Consider the following 20,374-nt stretch of genomic DNA (forward strand, 5'->3'; position numbering starts at 1 on the left):
ATGGCAGAGCTCCTGATCGATCCCGGCATCATCGAAGCGCATAACCGGCAGGAGGCCGGCGGGCTCGCGCAGGATTACGAGGCGCTTTCGCGCTCGCTGGCGCGACGAGGCATCGATTGCGAAGCGCTGCTGCACAAGGTCTCGGCGCTGGAGATCGCGGTCCCGTCATGGGGCGTCGGCACCGGCGGCACGCGTTTCGCGCGCTTCCCGGGACCGGGCGAGCCCGCTGACATCTTCGACAAGCTCGAGGATTGTGCCGTCATCCAGCAGCTTGGCCGGGCGACGCCACGCGTCTCGCTGCATTTCCCCTGGGACGAGGTCGCCGACATGGCGACGGTCAGTGCGCGTGGGCAGGAGCTCGGCCTCGGCTTCGATGCGGTGAATTCCAACACCTTCCAGGACCAGCCCGGCCAGGCGCTCTCCTACAAGTTCGGCAGCCTGTCGCATGCCGACGCCGAGGTGCGGGCGCAGGCCATCGCGCATAATATCGACTGCATCCGCAAGGGCGCGGTGCTGGGTGCACGGGCGCTGACGATCTGGCTGGCCGATGGCAGCAACTTCGCCGGCCAGTCCCATCTGGCGCGCGCCTTCGAGCGCTATGTCGAATCCGTCTCCGCGATCGAGGCGGCTTTGCCCGATGAAAGCTGGCGGCTGCTCCTCGAGTACAAGAACTTCGAGCCCGCCTTCTATGCGACGGTGGTGCAGGACTGGGGCTCCTGCCTTCTGGCGGCTCAGGCCGTCGGCCACCGGGCGCGTTGCCTCGTCGATCTCGGCCACCATGCCCCCTCGACCAATATCGAGCTGATCGTCGCGCGCCTGATCTCGGCCGGAAAGCTCGGCGGCTTCCATCTCAACGATTCCCGCTTCGGCGACGATGATCTCGATGCCGGCTCGGTCGATCCGTTCCGGCTCTTCCTGGTCTTCAACGAACTGGTCGATGCCGAGCAGCGCCAGGCCTGGGACGAGGCTCCGGCGTTGATGCTCGATCAGTCGCATAATCTCACCGACCCGATCGAAAGCCTGATGCTCAGCGCAGATGCCGCCAGGCGTGCCCATGCGCAGGCGCTGCTCGTCGACCGGGCGCAACTCGCGGAGCTACAGGCGCGCAACGATGCCGCCATGGCCGCGGAGACCCTGCGCCGCGCCTTCCGCACCGATGTGACGCCGCTGCTCGCCGAGGCACGGCGCCGGGCCGGGGGGGCGATCGAGCCGGTCGGCGCCTATCGCCTGTCCGGCTACCGGAAGCGCGTCGCCGCGCGTCGCCCGCTCAGCACGGGAAGCGGTGGCGGCATCGTCTGAGCCTCGAAGACCGAAAGCGCCGCCGGATCGTTCGGCCGGCAGGCGCAAAACGCAGAACGAACGCAGCGGAGGGAACCCATGAAGACACTCTTCAAATCACTGATGACCGGAGCCATGGCCTCGCTCGCCCTGGGAGCGGCGGCTTTCGCGCAGGCTCCGGCCCATGAGGGCAAGCTCGTCGTCTATGCCTCCCACCCGTCCGAAATGGTCGACCATTTCACCAAGATGTTCGGCGACAAATACGGCATTCGCGTCACGACCGTGAAGGCTGGCACCGGCGAGCTGCTGAACCGCATCCGCGCCGAGCGCAACCGCCCGGCCGCCGACGTCATGTGGGGTGGCTTCTCCGATACCGGCGCCTCGGCGCCCGATCTCTTCGACAAGTACAGCTCGCCCGAGCTCGCCAAGGTCGAGCCCAAAATGCTCGATGCCAACGGCTACAACACGCCGTTCGCCGCCAGCACCATGGTGATGATGTACAATAAGAGCCAGGTGAAGCCGGACCAGGCGCCCAAAACCTGGGCCGATCTCGCCAAGCCGGAATGGAAGGGCAAGATCGTCCATGCCGACCCGTCGAAGTCGAGCTCGGCGCTGGCCGCGCTCAACACCTGGCTGCTGATCTACGGCCGCGACGACAAGGGCTGGACGATGGTCGAGAACATGACCAAGAACATGAACATCATCCTCAAATCGAGCCTGGTGTTCCAGCAGGTCGGCCGCGGCGAATACCCGATCGGCGTCACCTATGAGGAAGCTGCGATCAACTACGTCCTCGCCGGTACCGCCGGCATCGTCTACCCGGCCGACGGCACGCTGCTGGAGCCGGAGGGCATGTTCATCGTCAAGGGTGCGCCGAACCCGCAGGCCTCGAAGCTGTTCGCCGACTTCCTGCTCTCCGAGGAGGCTCAGAAGGAACTCACCGCGAAGTTCCCGGGCCGCCGGCCGACCCGCCAGGGCGTCCAGACCCATCCAGAGATGAAGCCGGCAGGCGAGCTCAAGCTGATCGACTACGATGCGAAATGGGCCGCCACCAGCCGGGCCGAAGTGCTCGACAGGATGCAGAAGATCATCGTCAAGACGCAGCAGTAGGCGCTCCCGCCGAGCCGATCGCGGGCGAGAGCACGACCTCTCGCCCGTCCCTCCGTGACAAGCGCGACCGACCGGATTTCCAGATGGCCTCCACTTCCGTCCATATCGATCAGGTGACGAAACGCTATGGCGATTCCATCGCCGTCGACGGCGTCTCCCTCGATATCGCCAAGGGCGAGTTCTTCACCCTGCTCGGCTCGTCCGGCTGCGGGAAGACGACGCTGCTGCGCATTATCGCCGGCTTTCTGAAGCAGACGAGCGGACGCATCCTGTTCGGCAACAGCTGCATCGACGATCTGGCGCCGCAGCACCGCAATACGGGCATGGTGTTCCAGAGCTACGCGATCTTTCCGCATCTCAGCGTCGTCGACAACATCGCCTACGGCTTACGGGCCCGCGGCCTGAAGGCCGCTGAGATCAAGCAGAAGGTCGACACCTATCTGGCGCTGACCCGTCTCTCCCATCTCGGCCACCGCAAGCCCCGCGAACTCTCCGGCGGACAGCAGCAGCGCGTCGTGCTCGCACGCGCCATGGTGATCGAGCCCGACGTGCTGCTCATGGACGAACCGCTCTCCAATCTCGACACCGAGATGCGCATGCATCTGCGCACCGAGATCCGCGCCCTGCAGCGCAAGATCGGCGTGACCACGATCTATGTCACGCATGATCAGGAGGAGGCCCTGCTGATGTCGGATCGGATCGCGGTGATGCGCGGCGGCCGACTGGAGCAGGTCGCCAGCCCGCACGACATCTACAACAAGCCGAGCACGCGCTTCGTTGCGAGCTTCATCGGCGAGAACAATTTCCTGCCGGCGGTCCATCGCGGCAATGCCGAGGCCGGCTCCGTCCGGATCGAGCTGCCGGGCGGCCAGTTCACGGCAAAGCTGCGCGGCGAGCTGCCGCAAGGCGCGCTCGAAGCCGCCTTCCGCCCGCAGGACATCGAATTGCGCCCGCTCGACGGCGATGGTGACGGGCTCGTCGGGACGCTGACCGACATTCAGTTCCTCGGCGGGACCGTGCGCTACGCCATCGATCTCGGTGGTGGCCATCTCGTCCAGGTCGCGGGGGCGAGCCGGACCGGCGTCATGCTCCCCGAGATCGGAACCCGGCACCGCCTCGGCGTGTCGCCAGCCGCCATCGCCCTGTTCGCGCCCGAGGCTGCCTGATGAGCGCCGTCCCCGGCACGGAGACCCCGCTGCGGCGCGGCGGCGGGCTCGCCCGTCATTTCGGCTTCTGGCCGGTGGTCACGGCCATCGTCCTCGTCCTCATCGTCGGGCTCCTGCTGGTGCCCGTCGCGAACATCGTCGGCGTCAGCCTCTCGGCAGGGGCCAAGACCGGCAGCATCTTCGAGAACTACGTCAACTTCTTCTCCGAACGCTTCTACTACCAGACGCTGATCAACAGCTTCTGGGTCAGCATCTGGGCGATGATCTTCGCCGTCTGCCTCGGCGTTCCCGCCGCCTATTTCGTCAATCGCTACGAGATCTGGGGGCGCGGCTTCGTGCGCGCCGCCGTCGTCCTGACTTTCGTCTCCCCACCCTTCATCGGTTCCTATTCCTGGGTCGTCCTGTTCGGGCGCAGCGGCGTTCTGACCCAGTTCTTCAATTCGATCGGCGTCTCGCTGCCCTCGATCTACGGGGCCTCGGGGATCATCTTCGTCTTCACGCTGCAATTCTTCCCCTTCGTCTTCCTGCTCGTCTCCTCGGGCCTGAAGTCGATCGACCAGAGCGTCGAGGATGCCGCCCGCAATCTCGGCTCCAGCGAGTTCCGCACCTTCCGTACCGCGATCGCCCCCTTGCTGGTGCCCTCGATCACCACGAGCGCCCTGCTGGTCTTCATCGCCTCCTTCACCGATCTCGGCACGCCGATCATTCTCGGCGAACGCTTCCGGGTCCTGCCCGTCCTGATCTATGGCGAATTCGTCAACGAGTTCGGTGGCCGCCCGGTCCTTGCAAGCGCGCTCTCGGTGCTGCTCCTGTCGGTCACAACAGGGGCGCTCCTGCTGCAACGCTGGCTTTCGGCGCGGTTTTCCTACGCGACCTCGGCGATCCGCCCGCTGCAGGTCCAGGAACAGCCGCTGGGCAAGCGCATCGCCGCGACGGCCTTCGTCTTCCTGCTGATCGGCTTCGCGCTCCTACCGCTGGTGAACATCGTCGTCTCGTCATTCCTGCAGTCGAACGGGCCGGTCCTGGTCGCGAGCTTCACGCTCGACAATTACGCGCGCATCCTCGATCGGATCACGCTGCCGCTCTGGAACACGCTGTTCTACACCACGGTCGCGACGCTACTCTGCGCGATCATCGGGACGGCGATCGCCTACATCATCGTACGCCGGCCGGGGCCGGTTTCGAGCCTGCTCGATACCGTGGTGATGTTCTCCTATGCGGTTCCGGGGATCGTGCTGGGCGTCGGTCTGGTCGTGACCTATCATGAACCGCCCTTCGCCCTGACCGGCACCGCGGCCATCATCATCCTGGCCTATTTCATCCGCCGGCTGCCCTTCTCGGTCCGGTCCTCGGTCAGCATGCTGCAGCAGATCTCGCGCGATACCGAGGATGCCTCGATCAATCTCGGTGCGGGGCCGGGGCGGACCTTCGCCAAGATCACCGTGCCCTTGTTGGCGACGGCGATCCTTTCGGGCGCGCTCCTGACCTGGTCGAATACCATCCGCGAACTCAGCGCGACGCTGATCCTACAGTCGGGAACGACGACGACGGTCGCGATCGAGATCTTCAACGAGGTCGTGAACGGTAATTTCGGCGTCGCATCGGCGCTGGGCACGGTGCTCATCCTGCTGACCTTCCTGCCGCTGGTCGTGCTGTTCACGCTGCTCGGCAAGAAGGAGGAGGCCCTTGTCTGAGGCATGGCCCGAGATCGGGTAAGGAGCCAGTACCAGCCCTGGCGCACAGCGATCATTCGTGATGGGTTGGGCGCCGGAAGCTCGGCTGCTCCCGGCGCCCTGGACGCCTACCGACCAGTTTGCGTGCCGAGCCGCAGCCTATCGCTTCGCGCAGCGTGTCCCATGCTGATGATGACCGCCACCAGACCGGCTGCCGAGGTCAGGGCCCCGGCCAGCGCGACCATCGGATAGCCAAGCCCGGCGGCAATCACGCCGCCTCCAAGCGCAGCTCCAAATGCGTTGCCGAGGTTGAAGGCACCGATGTTCACGGCCGATGCGAGGTTCGGCGCGTCGGAGGCCGCCGACATCACCCGCACCTGCAGCGGTGGGACCAGCGCGAAGCTCGCGATGCCCCAAAGGAGGATCAGCACGGCACTCGCAGCCGCATGCCCCATCAGGATCGCGAAACCGACGAGAACGGCCGATAGCGACGCCAGCGTCACGATCAGCGTCCGGTCGACCGAGCGGTCGGCGAAGCGGCCGCCCAGCCAATTGCCGATGGTGAGGCCCACGCCATAGGTGAACAGCATCGCCGTCACGAAGGCGGACGAGGCCTGCGTCGCCTCCTGCAGGATCGGAGCGATATAGGTGAAGACGGTGAACATGGCGCTCGACGCGATCACCGTCAGGGCCAGAGCGCCGAGCACGGCACCGCGTGTCAGCGCGCGCAACTCCGCCATTGCCTTCGCGTTCTTCGGTGCCGGCAGCGGCGGCAGGGTCAGCCGTAGCGCCGCCATGGTCGCCACGCCCAGTGCCGCGATACCCCAGAATGCCGCACGCCAGCCGAGATGCTCACCGGCCCAGCTGGCTAGCGGCACGCCGACGACATTGGCAATGGTCAGGCCCATGAACATTGCCGCTACCGCGCCCGCCTGCCGCTGCGGCGGGACAAGCCCGGCCGCGACGATCGAGCCCACGCCGAAGAAGGCGCCATGGTTGAAGGAGGTCAGGATGCGCGCGGCCAGCAGCATCCCGTAGCTGTCCGAGACGGCTGCGAGCAAATTGCCGGCCGTGAAGATGCCGGCAAGGCCGATCAGGAGTGTGCGACGCGGCACGCGGCCCGTCGTCAGGGTCATCAGCGGGGCGCCGATCATCACGCCCAGCGCATAGGCGCTGATCAGCAGTCCCGCGCTGGGGATCGAAACGCCCAGATCGTTGGCGATGACGGAGAGCAGCCCCATCGGTGCGAACTCGGTGACGCCGATGCCGAAGGCGCCTACCGACAGCGCGATCAAGCCGGGATTGAGGCTCATGGCGACACCTCAGACAGCGCGCGGCGCCAGGCGGGCGAAGCCCTCCTGCTGCCGATAGGGCGTGTGAGGATAGGGTGGGAGTACCTCGCTCGCGGCATCGAGCGCTGCGACCTGATCGGCGGTCAGCGACCAGCCGATGGCGCCGAGATTCTGGCGCAATTGCTCTTCGTTGCGCGCGCCGATGATCACCGACGCGACGGTCGGACGCTGGAGAAGCCAGTTCAGCGCGATCTGAGGCACGGTGCGGCCGGTCTCGGCGGCGACGGCCTCGATTGCGTCGATGACACGATAGAGAAGTTCGGTCTCGACGGGTGGAGCGAACTGCTCGGTTTCGTGCAGGCGACTGCCTTCGGGCACCGGCCGGTCGCGCCCGATCCTGCCCGTCAGGCGTCCCCACCCTAGCGGGCTCCAGACCAGCGCTCCGATGCCCTGGTCGAGGCCGAGCGGCATCAACTCGGTTTCATAGGCGCGCCCGATCAGCGAGTAATAGACCTGATGCGCGACGAGGCGCGGCCAGCCATGGCGATCGGCGACGGCCTGCGCCTTCATCAACTGCCATCCGGGGTAGTTTGAGACACCGGCATAGCGCAGCTTGCCATCGACGATCAGCCGGTCGAGCGTGCCCATCAGCTCCTCGACCGGCGTTGACGAATCGAAGGCGTGAAGCTGGAGCAGGTCGATATGGTCGGTGCCGAGGCGCTTCAGCGAGGCCTCGACCGCGCGGACGAGCCGCGACCGCGACGCGCCCCAGTCCTGGGGGCCGTCGCCCATCGGCAGTCCGGTCTTGGTCGAGATCAGGACGTCGCCGCGCCGGCCGCGCACCGCCTCTCCGAGGATTTCCTCCGAGGCGCCGTTTGAATAGACGTCCGCGGTGTCGAACAGCGTGACGCCGGCCTCCAAGCAGATGTCGATCAGCCGCCGCGCCTCGCGAATGTCACTCTGTCCCCAGGCGCTGAACAGCGGGCCTTTGCCGCCGAACGTGCCCGTTCCGAAAGTCAAGGCCGGAACGCGTAGCCCCGACGACCCAGTTGACGATAGTCCATGGCTCTCTCTTCTGTTGCTATGTTGATGCACAGATAGAGGTGAGGCAGGCACGGGATTACCCGGGTTGGCCGGCGAGGATATCTGCGATGGACGCAAAGACACCACCGAGCGCCGATCGGGCGCATTCGTTGGCGATGTTCGTAGCCGTGGTCGAGCAGGGCAGTTTTTCGGCGGCGGCGCGACTACTGGGCCTGAGTCCTTCAGCGGTGAGTCGGACAATCGACCGCATCGAGGTCCGGCTCGGCGTGCGGCTCCTGCTGCGCTCGACGCGAGCTCTCTCGATCACCGCCGAGGGACAGGCCTATCTGCAGGCGGCACGGCGGATCCTCGCCGATCTCGACGATGCCGAGCAGCAGATCGCCGATCAGGGCGCCCCGCGCGGCCGCCTGCGGGTCAGCGCCGCACTGTCGCATGGGCGACTCTGCGTCGTGCCGCTGCTCGGCGAGTTTGCGGCGCTCTATCCGCATATCCTTGTCGACATCGCGCTGACCGACACGCTGGTGGACATCGCCGCCGGCCAGGCCGATGTCGCGATCCGCTTCGGACCGCTCGCCGACAGCGCGCTGACGGCGCGCAAGCTGGGCGAGACCCGGCGGGTCATCGTGGCCTCGCCCGATTATCTGTCCCGCTTCGGCACGCCGCAGGTGCCGGAGGACCTTCACCACCACAACTGCCTGAACTTCAACTTCCGTCGCGTCGAGCCGGTCTGGCCCTTCTCTCGTGCCGGCCGCGACTTCGCCCTGACAGTGAAAGGCAGCATCGAAGCCAATAATGGCGAGACACTGGGCCAACTCGCGGCGATCGGCGTCGGCATCGCCCGCGTGGGCGCTTTCAGCGTCGTGCAGGAGATCGCCGATGGGCGGCTGGTCCCGATCCTGGAGGATTTCAATCCGGGCGATGTGGAGGCGATCCACGCCGTGTTCGTCGGCGGTGCCACCACGCCAGCGCGCATCAGAGCCTTTGTCGACTTCATGGCGGGACGGCTATAGCGAGCCCTGCATGCGCATAGGCGCCTGGAGCATTGGCGTTGGTGCCTCAGGCGACCCCATACATTTCTGCGGCCAATGCCTGTTCTTCGGTGGTGAGCCAATGTGCGCTGCCGGCACGGGGGCCCCTTCCCCGGCCAAGCAATGGTCGGCGCCCGCCGAGAGCAGCGTTGCGGTCGGGCCGCGCCCAGGCGGCAACGGGCAGGCCGTTTGAACGGGCCGGAGAATTTGGCGTCGCGCCGGCAGTCATGCGCCGCGGCGGCACGCAAGCTCCCCGTGACCGGCTCGCGCCGGTCGCGAGGTTGGCATCGATCTGCAGGCCCAGCTCGCTGCCCCCGCGGCAAGGGCGGGCCAATACGCGGTTTCGGAAGCCGCCGCGTGACCCGACCGGATTGCCGAGCAATCCGGTCGCTGCGCGTGTCAGCGCTGGCCGTCGCCGACGCTGACCTTCTCCTTGAGCAGGCCGCCAAGGCGCGAATGGACGCGCCCACCAGTGCCCATGACGAGAGAGAACAGGATTTCGCGCGGCTTCGGCGCGTCCTGGATGCCGATCTCGATGCTGTTGAAGTGGCTGCGCACGTAGGAAGCGTGGATGTAGTGCACCGGCACCATCATGCGATAGCCGGCCGAGGCCACGGCCTTGACGGCCGGAACCATCGCCTTGGGCTCGCCGAGGACGGTGCGCATCGCCCAGCCGCCGGCCTCGTGCCAGACCGCGCCATGCTCCATCTCGCCATCGATACCGACGATCGCGGCCTTGCTGTAGACCTCGATGTTCTCCTTGCCGCCCAGCGTCTCGACGAGCTCGGTCGCCAGCAAAGTGCCGAGCGAGCGCAGTTCGGCCATGAAGGGCATGAGATCCGGCTCATAGCGGCCGGCATAGGGGTTGGCGATCACCGCGCTCGCGGCGGCGAGCTTGAGCGGCTTCTCCGGGGCCGGCCCGCCCTCGTGATAGATCGTCTCGACGATCAGGCTGCGCTTGCGAATGGCGATGAGCGACATGGTCTATCTCCGATTGGCGTCGTGCGGTACGTTTCAGGAGCGGGTCGCGGCGGTTCGCCGTGCGACATGCCGGTAGATGCTGGTATTGTCAGCGCCCGGCTCGGCCTCGTCGACCGCTTCTTTCCAGATGCTGTCACACAGTCGCAGCAGCCGCCCGTCGACGCCGGTGACGCCCTGCAGCTTGGCGGCGGTCGCGATGTCCTTGGCCTGCAGCGCGAGCGCGAAGCCACCGGCGAAATCGCGCGGGATGATAAATTGCTTGAGCTTGGTCTCGCTGGCGACGTTGCGGCCGCTCGAGGCGTTCAGCACATCCGCGAAGATGCCGGGATCGAGCTCCATGCGCTCGGCGATCGCCAGCGCTTCCGAAACCGCGAGCAACCCGGCGGCGTAGACATAGTTGTTGAGCGCTTTCATCGCATGGGCGGAGCCGATGGCGCCGGTGCGGATCAATGTCGCGCCCATCCGCGCCAGGATCGGCTCGATGCGCGCGAAAGTCGCCTCGTCGGTGCCGGCCATGATCGCCAGCGTTCCCGCACGCGCCTTGGCGACAGCGCCGGAGACGGGGGCATCGACGAAGCCGATGCCCGCCGCTGCCAGGACCGGCGCCAGGCGGATGGTCTCGGTCGGGTCGGACGAGCCCATGTCGATGATGGTGCTGCCCCGCCGCAGGATCCGGACCAGGCCGGGTTCGTCGTCAGCGCCCTCGATCACGCGCGAGGTGATCGCGCTGTTCGGCAACATGGTGATCACGACGTCGCAGCCGGCGAGATCCTCCAGCCTGGTGCTCGTCGATAATGCGTTGCCGTATGAGGGCAGGCTTGTCAGAGCCTCAAGCGCCGCGGGCGCGCGGTCGAAGGCGATGACGGCGAGCCCGTCGCGGCTCGCCAGATTCTCGACCATCGGGCGTCCCATCATCCCGAGGCCGATAAAACCGATCGTGGTGGTCACCTGTCACGCGCTCCCGGGTCAGTCGATCTTGTAGTCCATCCAGGCCGCGACCATGTCGCGCAGCGCGGAGCCTTCCTGGAACTGTTCGCGGCTTCCGTCAGCCTTGTTGCGCCCCAGTTCGAGGATGTAGAGGTGGTCGGAAATCTCGGCGCAGCGACGCACATTCTGGTCGACGAGGATGACCGTCATCCCCTCATCCGCAAAGGAACGGATCAGGTTGTAGAACTCACGCGAGATCTTCGGTGCCAGCATCGCCGTCGGCTCGTCGAGTAAGATGACGGAAGGCTCGAGCAGAAGTGCGCGACCAAACTCGACGAAACGCTGCTGGCCGCCGCTCATGCTGGAAACAGGGTCGTTGCGCTTGTCCCTGAGGATCGGGAAACGGTCGTAGATCGCATCGATACGCCGCCGGACGCGCGCCTTGTCGTGGCGGAACACCCAGCAGCCCAGCACGAGATTGTCCTCGACCGAGAGATCGGCGAACAGGCTGCGATGCTGCGGGACGAAGGCGACGCCTTCTCCGGCGCGGTCATGCGGCTTCTGCCGGCTGATGTCGCGCCCGTGCAGGGTGACCGAGCCCGAGCGCAAGGGCAGCAGACCGAAGAAGGTCTTCAGCGCGGTCGATTTGCCGGCGCCGTTGGGGCCGATGATGCCGGTGACCTGCCCGGCCCGCGCTTCGATGCTGACCTTGTTCAGGATGGTGATGTCACCGTGATAGGCGACGGTGACGTCCTTGATGGCCATGGTGGGGCTGGACATGTCAGGCTCCCAGATAGGCTTCGATCACAGCAGGATCGTTGCGTACCGTGTTGGCGTCCCCCTCGCAGAGCAGGGTCCCCTCGTTGAGTACGATCACATGGCCCGAAAGCTGGTAGATCGAGGTCAGGTCGTGGGAGACCAGAACCACCGAGCAGTCGTGCTCGCGCGGCAGCTCGGCGATGATCGCGATCAGAAGCTGGGCGAGGCCGGGGTTCACGCCGGCGAAGGGCTCGTCGAGCAGGATGACCTTCGGCTTCGCGACCATGATCCGGGCGAGCTCCAGCAATTTCTGCTGTCCGCCCGACAGTTCCTCGGCGAAATTATGCCTCAGCCCGAAGAGCTGGACCTTGTTCAGCCAGTAGGAGGATGCCTCGTAGCGCTCCGCCGCACTCAAGCCCATCTGGCCCTGCGCGACATCGAGATTATCGAGCAGCGACAGGTGCGAGAAGACGCGCGGCACCTGGAAGGTACGCCCGATACCTCGCCGGGCGATGGTGTGGACCGGCAGGCCCCCGATCTCCTGGCCGTCGAGCCGGATGCTGCCGCTATCGGGCTGGTAGATGCCGTTGATGCAGTTCAGCATCGTGGTCTTGCCCGAGCCGTTCATGCCGATCACGCCCAGGATCGCGCGGCGCGGCAGATGGAAACCGACGCCGCGCAGCGCGGCGACGCCGCCAAACCGCTTCTGAAGTCCTTCAACCTTCAACATGACGATGCCCCGGTCAGCGCAGCGCCTGCCGGCCGAGCAGGCCGGTCGGGCGGACGAAGATGGTCGCGACCATCAGCACGAAGCCGCAGATCGTCGCGATCGACGGGTTGAAATAGATCGACGCGACCTGCTCGGTGACGGCGAAGAGAATGGCGCCGAGCATCGCCCCGATCGGATGGCCAAGGCCGCCGAGCACGATGACGACGAAGCCGATCAGCGTGTAGTCCGCACCGACGAAAGGCGAGAAGGACGGGAAGACGAGCGCCGTCAGGATACCGGTCACGCCGGCGAGGCCGATGCCGAGGCCGAAGGCGATCGCCGAGAGCTGTTCGACCTTGATCCCGACGATGCGCACGGCGTCGCGATTCATGATGATCGCTCGCAGAGCCTTGCCGGTATGGGTCCGGTACAGGAAGTAGGCCAGCCCGGCGACGATCATCAACGCGGCGGCGAGCGCCACCAGCCTTACGGTCGGAACGACGACCGGTCCGAACGTCAGGAAGACCGGCTCCATTTCGAAGGACAGCGAGCGGGCGTCGGCGTCGAAGACGAGCAGCATCAGGGCGCCCATGGAAATCGAGACACCGAACATCAGCAGAAGCGACGAGATCTCGGGGTCGTCAGCCTTGGCCAAGGGTGGGATCAGCACGAAATAGAGCAGGTAGCTGACACCGAAGAACACGGCGAAGGTCAGAGGCATCGCCAGGAAGGGCTGGATGCCGAGCGCCTGCAACAGGAACCAGGCGAAATAGGCGCCCAGGATGACGAACTCGCCATGGGCAAAGTTCACGACGCGCAGCACGCCGAACACGATGTTCAGGCCGGCACCGATCAGACCGTAGATCACGCCCATGATCAGGCCGTTGATGATGCCTTGTAGGAGAAGTCCGCTCACGATGTTTCCCCTCAGGCGATGAAGCGCCGCAGCTGCGGCCGCCGCTTCAGCACGGTTCCGACGATCCCGCGCGGCAGGAAGAGCATCAGCGCGATGATGACGAGACCGAGCAGGAGCAGGTTGATCAGCGGGAATTTCTGCCAGATCACATGGTCGATCCCGAGCAGCACTGCGGCGCCGACCACCGGGCCGATAATCGTGCCGAAACCGCCCGCCATCGCGTAGACGATGCTCTTCGCGGTGATCAGCACGTGGAAGGCGTATTCGGGATCGATGATATTGGTGTGCCAGGCCTCGACGCCCCCGGCGAGCGCCGGGAACAGCGCCGCAAGCAGCCAGGCCACGAGGCGGGTACGCGGCACGTCGATGCCGATGCAGGCGGCCGCTCCATCGTCGTCACGGATCGCCTTGAGCGCCTTGCCGAGCGCCGACTGCGCCAACCAGAGCACGCTGAGCAGCGTCGCCGCCATGACGAGGAGCATGGCATAGTAGCTGGCGAAGGGGTTGTTCGAGGAAGACAGGATCAGCCCCATGCTGCCGCCGGTGATGTCGGAAGGCAGGTTGGCGATGATCAGACGCATGATCGTGGCCAGCGCCAGGCTGACGATGCCGAAATAGACACCCTTGAGCCTCAGCGTCGGCGCGAGCAGAAGCGCCAGGCAGATGCCGGCGACACCGGATGCCACGAGAGCCAGCGGGATCGGCCAGCCGAGAACCTTGTAGCAGATGCCGGCCGCATAGGCGCCAACGCCGTAGAAGACGACATAGCCAAAGGGCAGGTAGCCGGTGAAGCCGACCACGATGTTGAGCGCGCTCGCCATCGTGATCCACAGCATGAGGTAGAAGGCGAAGGAGGTATTGCCGGTCAGCACCGGCACGAGCGCAAGCGCCGCAATGACCGCCGCGAAGAATGCCGCCGCCATGCGCGCGCGCAGCCGCTCGCCACCCTCATCCTGTCTGCGACTGGCCTCGACCGCCGCCGCGTGATCCGCCGACTGCATGTCACCTCCCTGATGGCCGGGCGCGAGCTGCCCGACTCCTTATCCGGAGGCATCATAACTACAGGTTACTTCTTGTGTCCATTTTCTTCGCAGAGCCGCGGCCAAAAATTGCGTTCACGCCCGGCGAGGAGGACCCGCCGGCCCCGCGAAAGGCCCGACGAATCACTGGCGGAGCAAGGCGATGAACTGCTTCGCCAACGGCCCCGGCGTCCGGTTCCGGCTGTGGACAATGCTGGTCCGCAGCGAGATTTTTTCCTTGAGCGGCCGGGTCACGACGTTCGGCCAGGACATGTTCCGCGCCGTGAACTCGTCGACGAGCGCGACCCCGACGCCAGCATCGACCAGAGCACAGGCCTGCTGGCTATTCGGCACGTCGGCGCAGACCCGGCAGGGCAAGCCAGCCTGCTCGAAGGCGCTGCTCGTCAGCATGCCGAACGGCATGCGGCTTCCGACGAGAACATGCGGATAAGGAGAGAGATCGGCGAGCGATACCAACGGCTTGCTAGCCAGCTCATGGCTTCGCGGAAGCGCCGCAAGCATGCGCCCCTCGAACAGCGGCAGGACGGTCAGGAGCGGATGATCCGTCAACATGACCAGGAGACCGAGCTCCGCCTCGCCCTGCAGCACACTCTCGATGAGGTCAGGCACAGCGCCGGTCTCCAAACGCACGACGATATCGGGGTTTTCCAGCCGGAACCGCGCAATAGCGCCGGGAACGATGGCGTAGGCCAGGCTGGGAATCGAGGCCAGGGACAGCGCCCCGCCACCCTCTTTCGTCAGGCTGTCGGCGATATCGTTGACGCGACGCATGATCTTCTGCGCCTTGGCGATCTCGTCGAAAAGCAACCGCACCTGCTCGGTCGGCTGCAGCTTGCCGCGCACGCGCTCGAACAGACTGCCCCCGAGTTGGGCCTCGATTTGCGAGAGCATCTTGCTGACGGCGGGCTGACTGACATTCAGCAGCCGGGCAGCCCCGCTCGATGACCCGGCCATGACGATGGCCCACAGGATTTCCGTCTGCCTGAAGCTCAGCTTCATTGTCCGCTCGCCTGTTACTTGACGTTATAGGTGGATTGGATCAGCTTGCGGATCAAGCCATGAAGGCTCGCGCCGGCGGACGCTGGCGTCACGCGATAGCAGGGAGGAATGTTCATGAGGTCAACACTGTTTCGGACGGTGAGCGTCGGTGCACTTGGCGCGCTCATCATGGCTGGCGCGGCCGAGGCCGCCGAAAAGCTCCGCGTCGGCATGACCGTCTCGTCGACCGGCAGCTTCGCGCTCGCCTCGCAGTCAGGCGCACGCGGCATCGATATCTGGGTGGACGACGTCAACAAGCGCGGCGGCATCGAGATCGGCGGGAAGAAGGTCCCGGTCGAGATCGTCAAGCTGGACGACCGCAGCGACAAGCAGATGGTCACGCGCGTCTACGAGAACCTGATCTCCGACGAGAAGGTGGATCTCGTCTTCGCGCCGTTCGGCTCGACGCTGACCGCTGCGGCCGCAACCGTGACCGAGCGTCACGGGAAATACATGATGGTCTGGTCGGCCGCCAGCAATGATCTCTATCGCCAGGGCTTCAAATATATGGTGTCCGGCACGCAGATGCCGGTGTCGGCCATCCTGCGGGCGTCGACGGAACTGGCCAAGGATCTCGGCGTCAAGAAGGTCGCGATCATCCACTCCGACGAACCCTATCCGGCTGGCGAGGCGGAAGGCGGGCGTGAGCTCGTCAAGGAGGCGGGCATGGAGCTCGTCCTGCTCGAGAAATTCCCCAAGGGACAGAAGGACTTCAGCACGATCCTGCAGAAGGTCCGCGCCAGCGGTGCCGAAGCGCTGTTCCCGGCGGCCTATGAAGGCGACCAGATCAGCATTCTGCGCCAGATGAAGCAGCTCAACATCCATTTCCCGTTCGTGTTCATGGAATACGCCTCGACACCGCAATTCGCGGCTGCCGTGGGCAAGGACGGCGCCTACATCTTCAGCCACACCAACTACCATCCGGCGATCAACTGGCCGGTCACGGCCGGGCTCAACCGCCAGCAATTTGCCGACGCCTACAAGGCTAAGTTCCCGAACGCCGAGTTCGCGCCGGACTATCAGACCGTCCTGGCCTATGGCGCGGGCGTGCTGACCGAGGAAATCATCAAGAAGGCTGGGAGCACCGATGCGGCGGCCCTGAAGAAGGCCTCGCTCGATCTCTCCGACAAGGTGACGGTCCTCGCCGGCCCCTATGCGATCGACGAGACCGGCAAGCAGCTGAAGATGCCTTTCCCGGTCCTCCAGGCGCAGACCGACGGGCGGCTCGAAACCGTCTGGCCGAAGGATGTCGCCACGGTGAAGCCGGTCTTCCCGATCCCGGCCTGGAACAAGCGCTAATCCTGAACGGGACCGGCTCCGCGATGGAGCCGGTCCCCAATTTTTGAGTCATTCATGCCCGACCTGACCTCGGCCACGCTTTCGACGCTGGCCGCCGGCCTCGAAGCCGGAACCTATTCAAGCCGCTCCCTGACCGAATATTATCTCGACCGCATCCGGCGGTTCGATGGGGCGCTGAACGCCTTCGCCTCGGTCGACGAAGTCGCCGCGCTCGATCTGGCCGATGCAGCCGACCGGCGTCGTGCCGCGGCCTACGGGCTAGGCCCGCTGGATGGCCTGCCGATTGCGGTCAAGGATCTCTGCGACATCAAGGGACGTGTCACCACAGCCGGTTCGCGTGTCTGGAGCGAGCGTCGCGCAGATGAGACAGCCCCGGTGGTCCAGCGCCTGATCGAGGCCGGCATGGTGGTTCTCGGCAAGACGCAGATGGTCGAATTCGCCTTTGGCGGCTGGGGAACTAATCCGCATCTCGGCACGCCACTCAACCCGTGGGATCTGAGCGAACCGCGGATCCCAGGTGGCTCGTCGAGCGGCTCCGGCGTCGCGGTGGCCGCGGGCCTCGTTCCTGCTGCGCTCGGCTCGGATACCGGCGGGTCCGTGCGGATCCCGGCTGCGGCGAATGGCGTGACCGGCCTGAAGACCTCGCGCGGCCGGATCGATCTGGCCGGCACCGTCCCGTTGTCCTCGACGCTCGACACGATCGGGTTTCTCGCCCGGACCGCCGAAGATACGCTTCTCCTGACTCGGGCCGTCGGTGACGCCCCCCGGCATAGAGATCAGGCCGGCTGGCCCGGGATTGAACGTGCACGCCCGCTCGCAGGCATCCGCATCGCGACCATGGACCCGCGCCATTATCCCGTGCCGGTTGCCGACGATGTCCAAACGGCAACGGAAGCGGCGATCGCGACCTTTCTCGAGCTGGGCGCCACCATCGAGATGGCGACCGTCCCCTTCGATTTCATGCGCCTCATGCAGGCGAACGGGGTGATCATCGCCTCGGAGGCCTATGCCTATCACCGCCACCATATCGAGGATGAGGCGCTCCCCTTCGGGCCAGGCGTCCGGAGCCGCGTGCTCAGCGGCAAGACGATCTCCGCCTCGGCCTATCTCGACGCGCTGGGCTATCATCGTGAGATGCAGCTGGTCTGGCAGCGCTGGAGCAGGGAGTATCACGCACTGCTGACACCCTGCCTGGCGGATCCTGCCATTCCTGTATCGGAGGTTGCCGAGGACTTCTCCTCGCCCGCGGTCTTCACCCGCGCCGGAAACTTCGTCGATGCGACGGGCCTTGCCCTTCCCGCCGGCTTTTCCGGTTCCGGGCTGCCGGTCGGGATCCAGCTGCTTTCGGCCCCCGCTTCGGAGGCGTTCATTACCCGCCTTGGCGCTGTCTTCCAGCAGGTGACGGAATGGCACAATTGCGCGCCGGATCTTTCAGCCCTCGATTCGTAGAGCATTTACGGGCGAAGCGGATACCGCCCCCCTCCCCCGCGGCGGGGGCGCGGGGGCTCGCGCCGACCGCATCGGCCGGGTCTGCACGCGGCAACTGACGATCGTCTGGTACGCGTTCTTTTCGATGCTCTATGGCATTGGAGTTGGCCCGCTTCCGTAACAGTCGACGGAAGCGGGCCAACTCCATGCCGTCACTGCCGCGAGCCCCGACGCTTCAGGATCGCCGGGGATGCGGGGCCCGCCGAGCCAGCCGACAACCATAATGAGCGATTCGGCAGCGCAGCCGAGCCCAATGTCCGCGCATGCCATCTCAGCTATGGCGGCCCGCATCGTCCCTTGATCCGCTCCAAGCCTTCCCGAAACGGCAACCCACGCAATATCAACGCCCGAGCCGCGCGCTGATTTCGGCAGCGGCCTCCAGTACCAGCGGAAGATCGCGCGGCTTGCCATCCTGCATGGCGAATTGCGGGGTCAAGGCGGTGATGCTGATGCTGCCGGCGAGTGCGCCTGCATGGTCGAAGACTGGTGCGCCGAGGCCCGACAGGCCGAGCGTGTAGTCATCCACGGCGAATTCCCAGCCGCGCTGCCTGATATCGTCCGCGGCAGCCTCAAGCGCAGCCGGATCCGTCACGGTATGCACGGTGTGGCGCGGTAGCGGCCCGCTCAACACATGCGCACGCTCCTCGCGCGGCAGGAAGGCGAGCAGGACGCGTGGGCCGCCGGCGCAGTTCATCGCGATGCGGGTACCGATGGCGGACCAGGGCGTGACGATATGGAGATCGGGGCCTTTGACACGGTCGAGGCACAGGGCAAAGCCCCGAAAATACGTCCAGATGAACGAGGTCGCCCCGGTCCGTTCGGAGAGGCGGGCCAGAATCGGCGCCGCGATATCGCGCAGGTCGCTGCCATAGCGTACGCCCGGAACGAGCAGGAGAATGCCCGGCCCAAGGGCGTAGGTCTTGGTGCTGTCGTCAAACTCGATGAACTCGGCCGTGGCGAGTGTCTGCAGCAGCCGTCGCGTAGTGCTCTTGTCGAGGCCAGTATGTCGCGTCAGCTCCGCAAGCGACAGCCGTGACGCGGCAGGGCTGAAGGCGCGCAGAATCGCCATGGCCCGCTCGACGGCACGCACTTTGGACAGTCCGTCTCTTGCTTCCATCGCAGCCTCTTTCGCGAACGGGCAAGCCTGCTAATGCTCACGACGACGTATCGCCTGATGATACCTCGTGACACAGCTTGACACCATCGCAAAGTGCTTTTCCTATTGCAGCGTCGAACCGAAGCTCGCTCGTAAGAAGCGCGCCGGAAGCTCAGGCGGGCAACCTGCCAGGGCGAGGAGGGATGATGGCACTGGCGCCCGAACTGCAGAACGCCATTATTGCGTCGGTCGAGAAGGGTTTCGACGACCAGATCGCCTATACTCGCAAGCTGGTCTCGTTTGCCTCGGTGCGTGGCGCAGAACATGCCGTGCAGGATTTCACCTATCGCGAATTGAGCAGCCGCGGCTACGTCATGGACCGTTTCGCGATGGACCGGACGGCGATCGAAGCCCATCCCGGCGGCTCGCCCTGGTCGGAACACCATTCGAAGGCGCCGATCGTCGTCGCGATCCATCATCCGCGCAAGGAAACCGGACGGTCGCTGATCCTCCAGTCGCATCTCGACGTGGTGCCGCCTGGGCCCGAAGCGATGTGGCAGCACAAGCCGTATGGCGGCGAAATCGTGGGCGACTGGATGTTCGGCCGCGGCGCGGGCGACATGAAGGCAGGCGCTGCCGCCAATGTCTTCGCGCTCGATGCGCTGCGTCGTCTCGGCCTGCAGCCGGCGGCGACGGTTTACGTGCAGTCGGTCGTCGAGGAGGAATCGACCGGCAACGGCGCCCTGATGACGCATCTGCGCGGCTACAAGGCCGATGCGGTGCTGATCCCCGAGCCGGAGGACAACAAGCTGGTCCGGGCCAATGCCGGCGTGATCTGGTTCCAGGTCGAGGTGCGCGGCGTACCGGTGCATGTGCGCGAGATGGGCCAGGGCGCCAATGCCATCGACGCCGCCTACCGGGTGATCGGCCGGTTGCGCCAACTCGAAGCAGAGTGGAACACGCGCAAGGCACAGCATCCGCATTTCGAGAATGAGGCGCACCCGATCAACCTGAACATCGGCAAGATCGAGGGCGGCGACTGGGCCTCCTCGGTGCCCTGCTGGTGCGTGTTCGATTGCCGGATCGCGATTTACCCTGGCGTGCGCGCCGCCGACGCCGCCAGAGAAATTCGCGAAACGATCGAGAATTTCGCCCGAGGCGATGCGTATTTCTCCAATAACGCGCCGCGCATCACCTTCAACGGCTTCCACACCGAAGGCTCTGTGCTGGAGCCGGGCTCGGATGCGGAGGCCGTGCTCGGCCGGGCCCATGAAGCGGTTTTCGCGGCCCCGCTCGAGACCTTCATGACGCCCGCCTATCTCGATACGCGGGTTTACGCGCTGTACGATCAGATTCCGTCACTGTGCTACGGGCCGATTTCCAAAAACATTCATGGCTTCGACGAATGCGTCAGCCTGTCGTCGGTGAAAAGCATCACCAAGGCCATGGCGCTGTTCATCGCGGAGTGGTGCGGAACCGAGCCGCTGGCCGAACCGGCCTAGAAGCGTCGCAGCCGTGTGGCGGCTCCCG

The 20,374-nt window shown here is 65.6% G+C and carries 17 protein-coding genes and 1 pseudogene; 8 read left to right on the plus strand and 10 right to left on the minus strand.

Features of this window, described 5'->3' with window-relative positions; genetic code table 11:
* From rhaI to ACWGRX_RS06420, 4 genes are all read left to right on the plus strand, one after another.
* Positions 1 to 1,299 (plus strand): L-rhamnose catabolism isomerase, encoded by a 1,299-nt coding sequence (gene rhaI, locus ACWGRX_RS06405; protein WP_452116845.1) that lies wholly within the window; start codon positions 1 to 3, stop codon positions 1,297 to 1,299.
* 78 nt (positions 1,300 to 1,377) lie between these two features.
* On the plus strand, positions 1,378 to 2,388 hold the full coding sequence (locus ACWGRX_RS06410) for an extracellular solute-binding protein (RefSeq protein WP_291636767.1): 1,011 nt from the start codon (positions 1,378 to 1,380) through the stop codon (positions 2,386 to 2,388).
* An 83-nt stretch (positions 2,389 to 2,471) separates the two neighbouring features.
* Complete coding sequence (locus ACWGRX_RS06415) at positions 2,472 to 3,554, plus strand: ABC transporter ATP-binding protein (RefSeq protein WP_452116846.1); 1,083 nt, start codon at positions 2,472 to 2,474, stop codon at positions 3,552 to 3,554.
* Complete coding sequence (locus ACWGRX_RS06420; RefSeq protein WP_452116847.1) at positions 3,554 to 5,248, plus strand: ABC transporter permease; 1,695 nt, start codon at positions 3,554 to 3,556, stop codon at positions 5,246 to 5,248. Before ACWGRX_RS06415 ends, ACWGRX_RS06420 begins: the two co-directional genes overlap by 1 nt.
* Positions 5,249 to 5,355: 107 nt before the next feature.
* Here the strand turns inward: ACWGRX_RS06420 and ACWGRX_RS06425 are convergent, their stop codons facing one another.
* Complete coding sequence (locus ACWGRX_RS06425) at positions 5,356 to 6,540, minus strand: MFS transporter (RefSeq protein WP_452116848.1); 1,185 nt, start codon at positions 6,538 to 6,540, stop codon at positions 5,356 to 5,358.
* Between the two features lie 9 nt (positions 6,541 to 6,549).
* Positions 6,550 to 7,583 (minus strand): annotated as a pseudogene (locus ACWGRX_RS06430) (aldo/keto reductase).
* An 87-nt stretch (positions 7,584 to 7,670) separates the two neighbouring features.
* On the opposite strand from ACWGRX_RS06430, the gene ACWGRX_RS06435 reads away from it, so the two are divergent.
* A complete protein-coding gene (locus tag ACWGRX_RS06435; protein WP_452116849.1) occupies positions 7,671 to 8,573 on the plus strand; it encodes a LysR family transcriptional regulator in 903 nt (300 codons plus the stop codon).
* Positions 8,574 to 8,990: 417 nt separating this feature from the next.
* Here ACWGRX_RS06435 and ACWGRX_RS06440 read toward each other — a convergent pair whose 3' ends face one another.
* The 7 genes from ACWGRX_RS06440 to ACWGRX_RS06470 all read right to left on the minus strand — a co-directional run bounded on the left by ACWGRX_RS06440 (position 8,991) and on the right by ACWGRX_RS06470 (position 14,922).
* Positions 8,991 to 9,572, minus strand: a complete 582-nt coding sequence (locus ACWGRX_RS06440) for an amino acid synthesis family protein (RefSeq protein WP_291636778.1) — start codon at positions 9,570 to 9,572, stop codon at positions 8,991 to 8,993.
* 33 nt (positions 9,573 to 9,605) lie between these two features.
* Positions 9,606 to 10,520, minus strand: a complete 915-nt coding sequence (locus ACWGRX_RS06445) for an NAD(P)-dependent oxidoreductase (protein ID WP_452116850.1) — start codon at positions 10,518 to 10,520, stop codon at positions 9,606 to 9,608.
* A gap of 18 nt (positions 10,521 to 10,538) precedes the next feature.
* Positions 10,539 to 11,279, minus strand: coding sequence for a branched-chain amino acid ABC transporter ATP-binding protein (locus ACWGRX_RS06450; RefSeq protein ID WP_452116851.1), 741 nt, complete (start codon positions 11,277 to 11,279; stop codon positions 10,539 to 10,541).
* 1 nt (position 11,280) lies between these two features.
* Positions 11,281 to 11,988 (minus strand): ABC transporter ATP-binding protein, encoded by a 708-nt coding sequence (locus ACWGRX_RS06455; RefSeq protein ID WP_452116852.1) that lies wholly within the window; start codon positions 11,986 to 11,988, stop codon positions 11,281 to 11,283.
* A gap of 13 nt (positions 11,989 to 12,001) precedes the next feature.
* A complete protein-coding gene (locus tag ACWGRX_RS06460; RefSeq protein WP_291646487.1) occupies positions 12,002 to 12,883 on the minus strand; it encodes a branched-chain amino acid ABC transporter permease in 882 nt (293 codons plus the stop codon).
* Between the two features lie 11 nt (positions 12,884 to 12,894).
* Complete coding sequence (locus tag ACWGRX_RS06465) at positions 12,895 to 13,884, minus strand: branched-chain amino acid ABC transporter permease (RefSeq protein WP_291640433.1); 990 nt, start codon at positions 13,882 to 13,884, stop codon at positions 12,895 to 12,897.
* A 162-nt stretch (positions 13,885 to 14,046) separates the two neighbouring features.
* Positions 14,047 to 14,922 carry a LysR family transcriptional regulator gene (locus ACWGRX_RS06470; protein ID WP_452116853.1) on the minus strand — a complete coding sequence of 292 codons (876 nt, stop codon included), beginning with the start codon at positions 14,920 to 14,922 and terminating at the stop codon, positions 14,047 to 14,049.
* A 114-nt stretch (positions 14,923 to 15,036) separates the two neighbouring features.
* On the opposite strand from ACWGRX_RS06470, the gene ACWGRX_RS06475 reads away from it, so the two are divergent.
* Both ACWGRX_RS06475 and ACWGRX_RS06480 read left to right on the plus strand, forming a co-directional pair.
* A complete protein-coding gene (locus tag ACWGRX_RS06475) occupies positions 15,037 to 16,260 on the plus strand; it encodes an amino acid ABC transporter substrate-binding protein (RefSeq protein WP_452116854.1) in 1,224 nt (407 codons plus the stop codon).
* Between the two features lie 54 nt (positions 16,261 to 16,314).
* Positions 16,315 to 17,709: an amidase gene (locus tag ACWGRX_RS06480; RefSeq protein WP_452116855.1), complete on the plus strand. Its 1,395-nt coding sequence runs from the start codon at positions 16,315 to 16,317 to the stop codon at positions 17,707 to 17,709.
* A 379-nt stretch (positions 17,710 to 18,088) separates the two neighbouring features.
* Here ACWGRX_RS06480 and ACWGRX_RS06485 read toward each other — a convergent pair whose 3' ends face one another.
* On the minus strand, positions 18,089 to 18,865 hold the full coding sequence (locus ACWGRX_RS06485; RefSeq protein ID WP_452116856.1) for an IclR family transcriptional regulator: 777 nt from the start codon (positions 18,863 to 18,865) through the stop codon (positions 18,089 to 18,091).
* A gap of 185 nt (positions 18,866 to 19,050) precedes the next feature.
* Between ACWGRX_RS06485 and ACWGRX_RS06490 the strand changes: the two genes are divergently transcribed.
* The gene (locus ACWGRX_RS06490) at positions 19,051 to 20,346 is read left to right on the plus strand and encodes an ArgE/DapE family deacylase (protein ID WP_452116857.1); all 1,296 of its coding nucleotides are present in this window, start codon (positions 19,051 to 19,053) and stop codon (positions 20,344 to 20,346) included.
* Positions 20,347 to 20,374: the final 28 nt, after the last annotated feature.

Source organism: Allobosea sp. NPDC055594, assembly GCF_053618995.1.

Coding starts and splice junctions, on each gene's coding strand:
- ACWGRX_RS06440 (WP_291636778.1), bottom strand. CDS start 9,572: ATGTCGCTCATCGCCATTCGCAAGCGCAGCCTGATCGTCGAGACGATC.
- ACWGRX_RS06465 (WP_291640433.1), bottom strand. CDS start 13,884: ATGCAGTCGGCGGATCACGCGGCGGCGGTCGAGGCCAGTCGCAGACAG.
- ACWGRX_RS06455 (WP_452116852.1), bottom strand. CDS start 11,988: ATGTTGAAGGTTGAAGGACTTCAGAAGCGGTTTGGCGGCGTCGCCGCG.
- ACWGRX_RS06415 (WP_452116846.1), top strand. CDS start 2,472: ATGGCCTCCACTTCCGTCCATATCGATCAGGTGACGAAACGCTATGGC.
- rhaI (WP_452116845.1), top strand. CDS start 1: ATGGCAGAGCTCCTGATCGATCCCGGCATCATCGAAGCGCATAACCGG.
- ACWGRX_RS06490 (WP_452116857.1), top strand. CDS start 19,051: ATGGCACTGGCGCCCGAACTGCAGAACGCCATTATTGCGTCGGTCGAG.
- ACWGRX_RS06435 (WP_452116849.1), top strand. CDS start 7,671: ATGGACGCAAAGACACCACCGAGCGCCGATCGGGCGCATTCGTTGGCG.
- ACWGRX_RS06425 (WP_452116848.1), bottom strand. CDS start 6,540: ATGAGCCTCAATCCCGGCTTGATCGCGCTGTCGGTAGGCGCCTTCGGC.
- ACWGRX_RS06480 (WP_452116855.1), top strand. CDS start 16,315: ATGCCCGACCTGACCTCGGCCACGCTTTCGACGCTGGCCGCCGGCCTC.
- ACWGRX_RS06485 (WP_452116856.1), bottom strand. CDS start 18,865: ATGGAAGCAAGAGACGGACTGTCCAAAGTGCGTGCCGTCGAGCGGGCC.
- ACWGRX_RS06470 (WP_452116853.1), bottom strand. CDS start 14,922: ATGAAGCTGAGCTTCAGGCAGACGGAAATCCTGTGGGCCATCGTCATG.
- ACWGRX_RS06420 (WP_452116847.1), top strand. CDS start 3,554: ATGAGCGCCGTCCCCGGCACGGAGACCCCGCTGCGGCGCGGCGGCGGG.
- ACWGRX_RS06475 (WP_452116854.1), top strand. CDS start 15,037: ATGAGGTCAACACTGTTTCGGACGGTGAGCGTCGGTGCACTTGGCGCG.
- ACWGRX_RS06410 (WP_291636767.1), top strand. CDS start 1,378: ATGAAGACACTCTTCAAATCACTGATGACCGGAGCCATGGCCTCGCTC.
- ACWGRX_RS06450 (WP_452116851.1), bottom strand. CDS start 11,279: ATGTCCAGCCCCACCATGGCCATCAAGGACGTCACCGTCGCCTATCAC.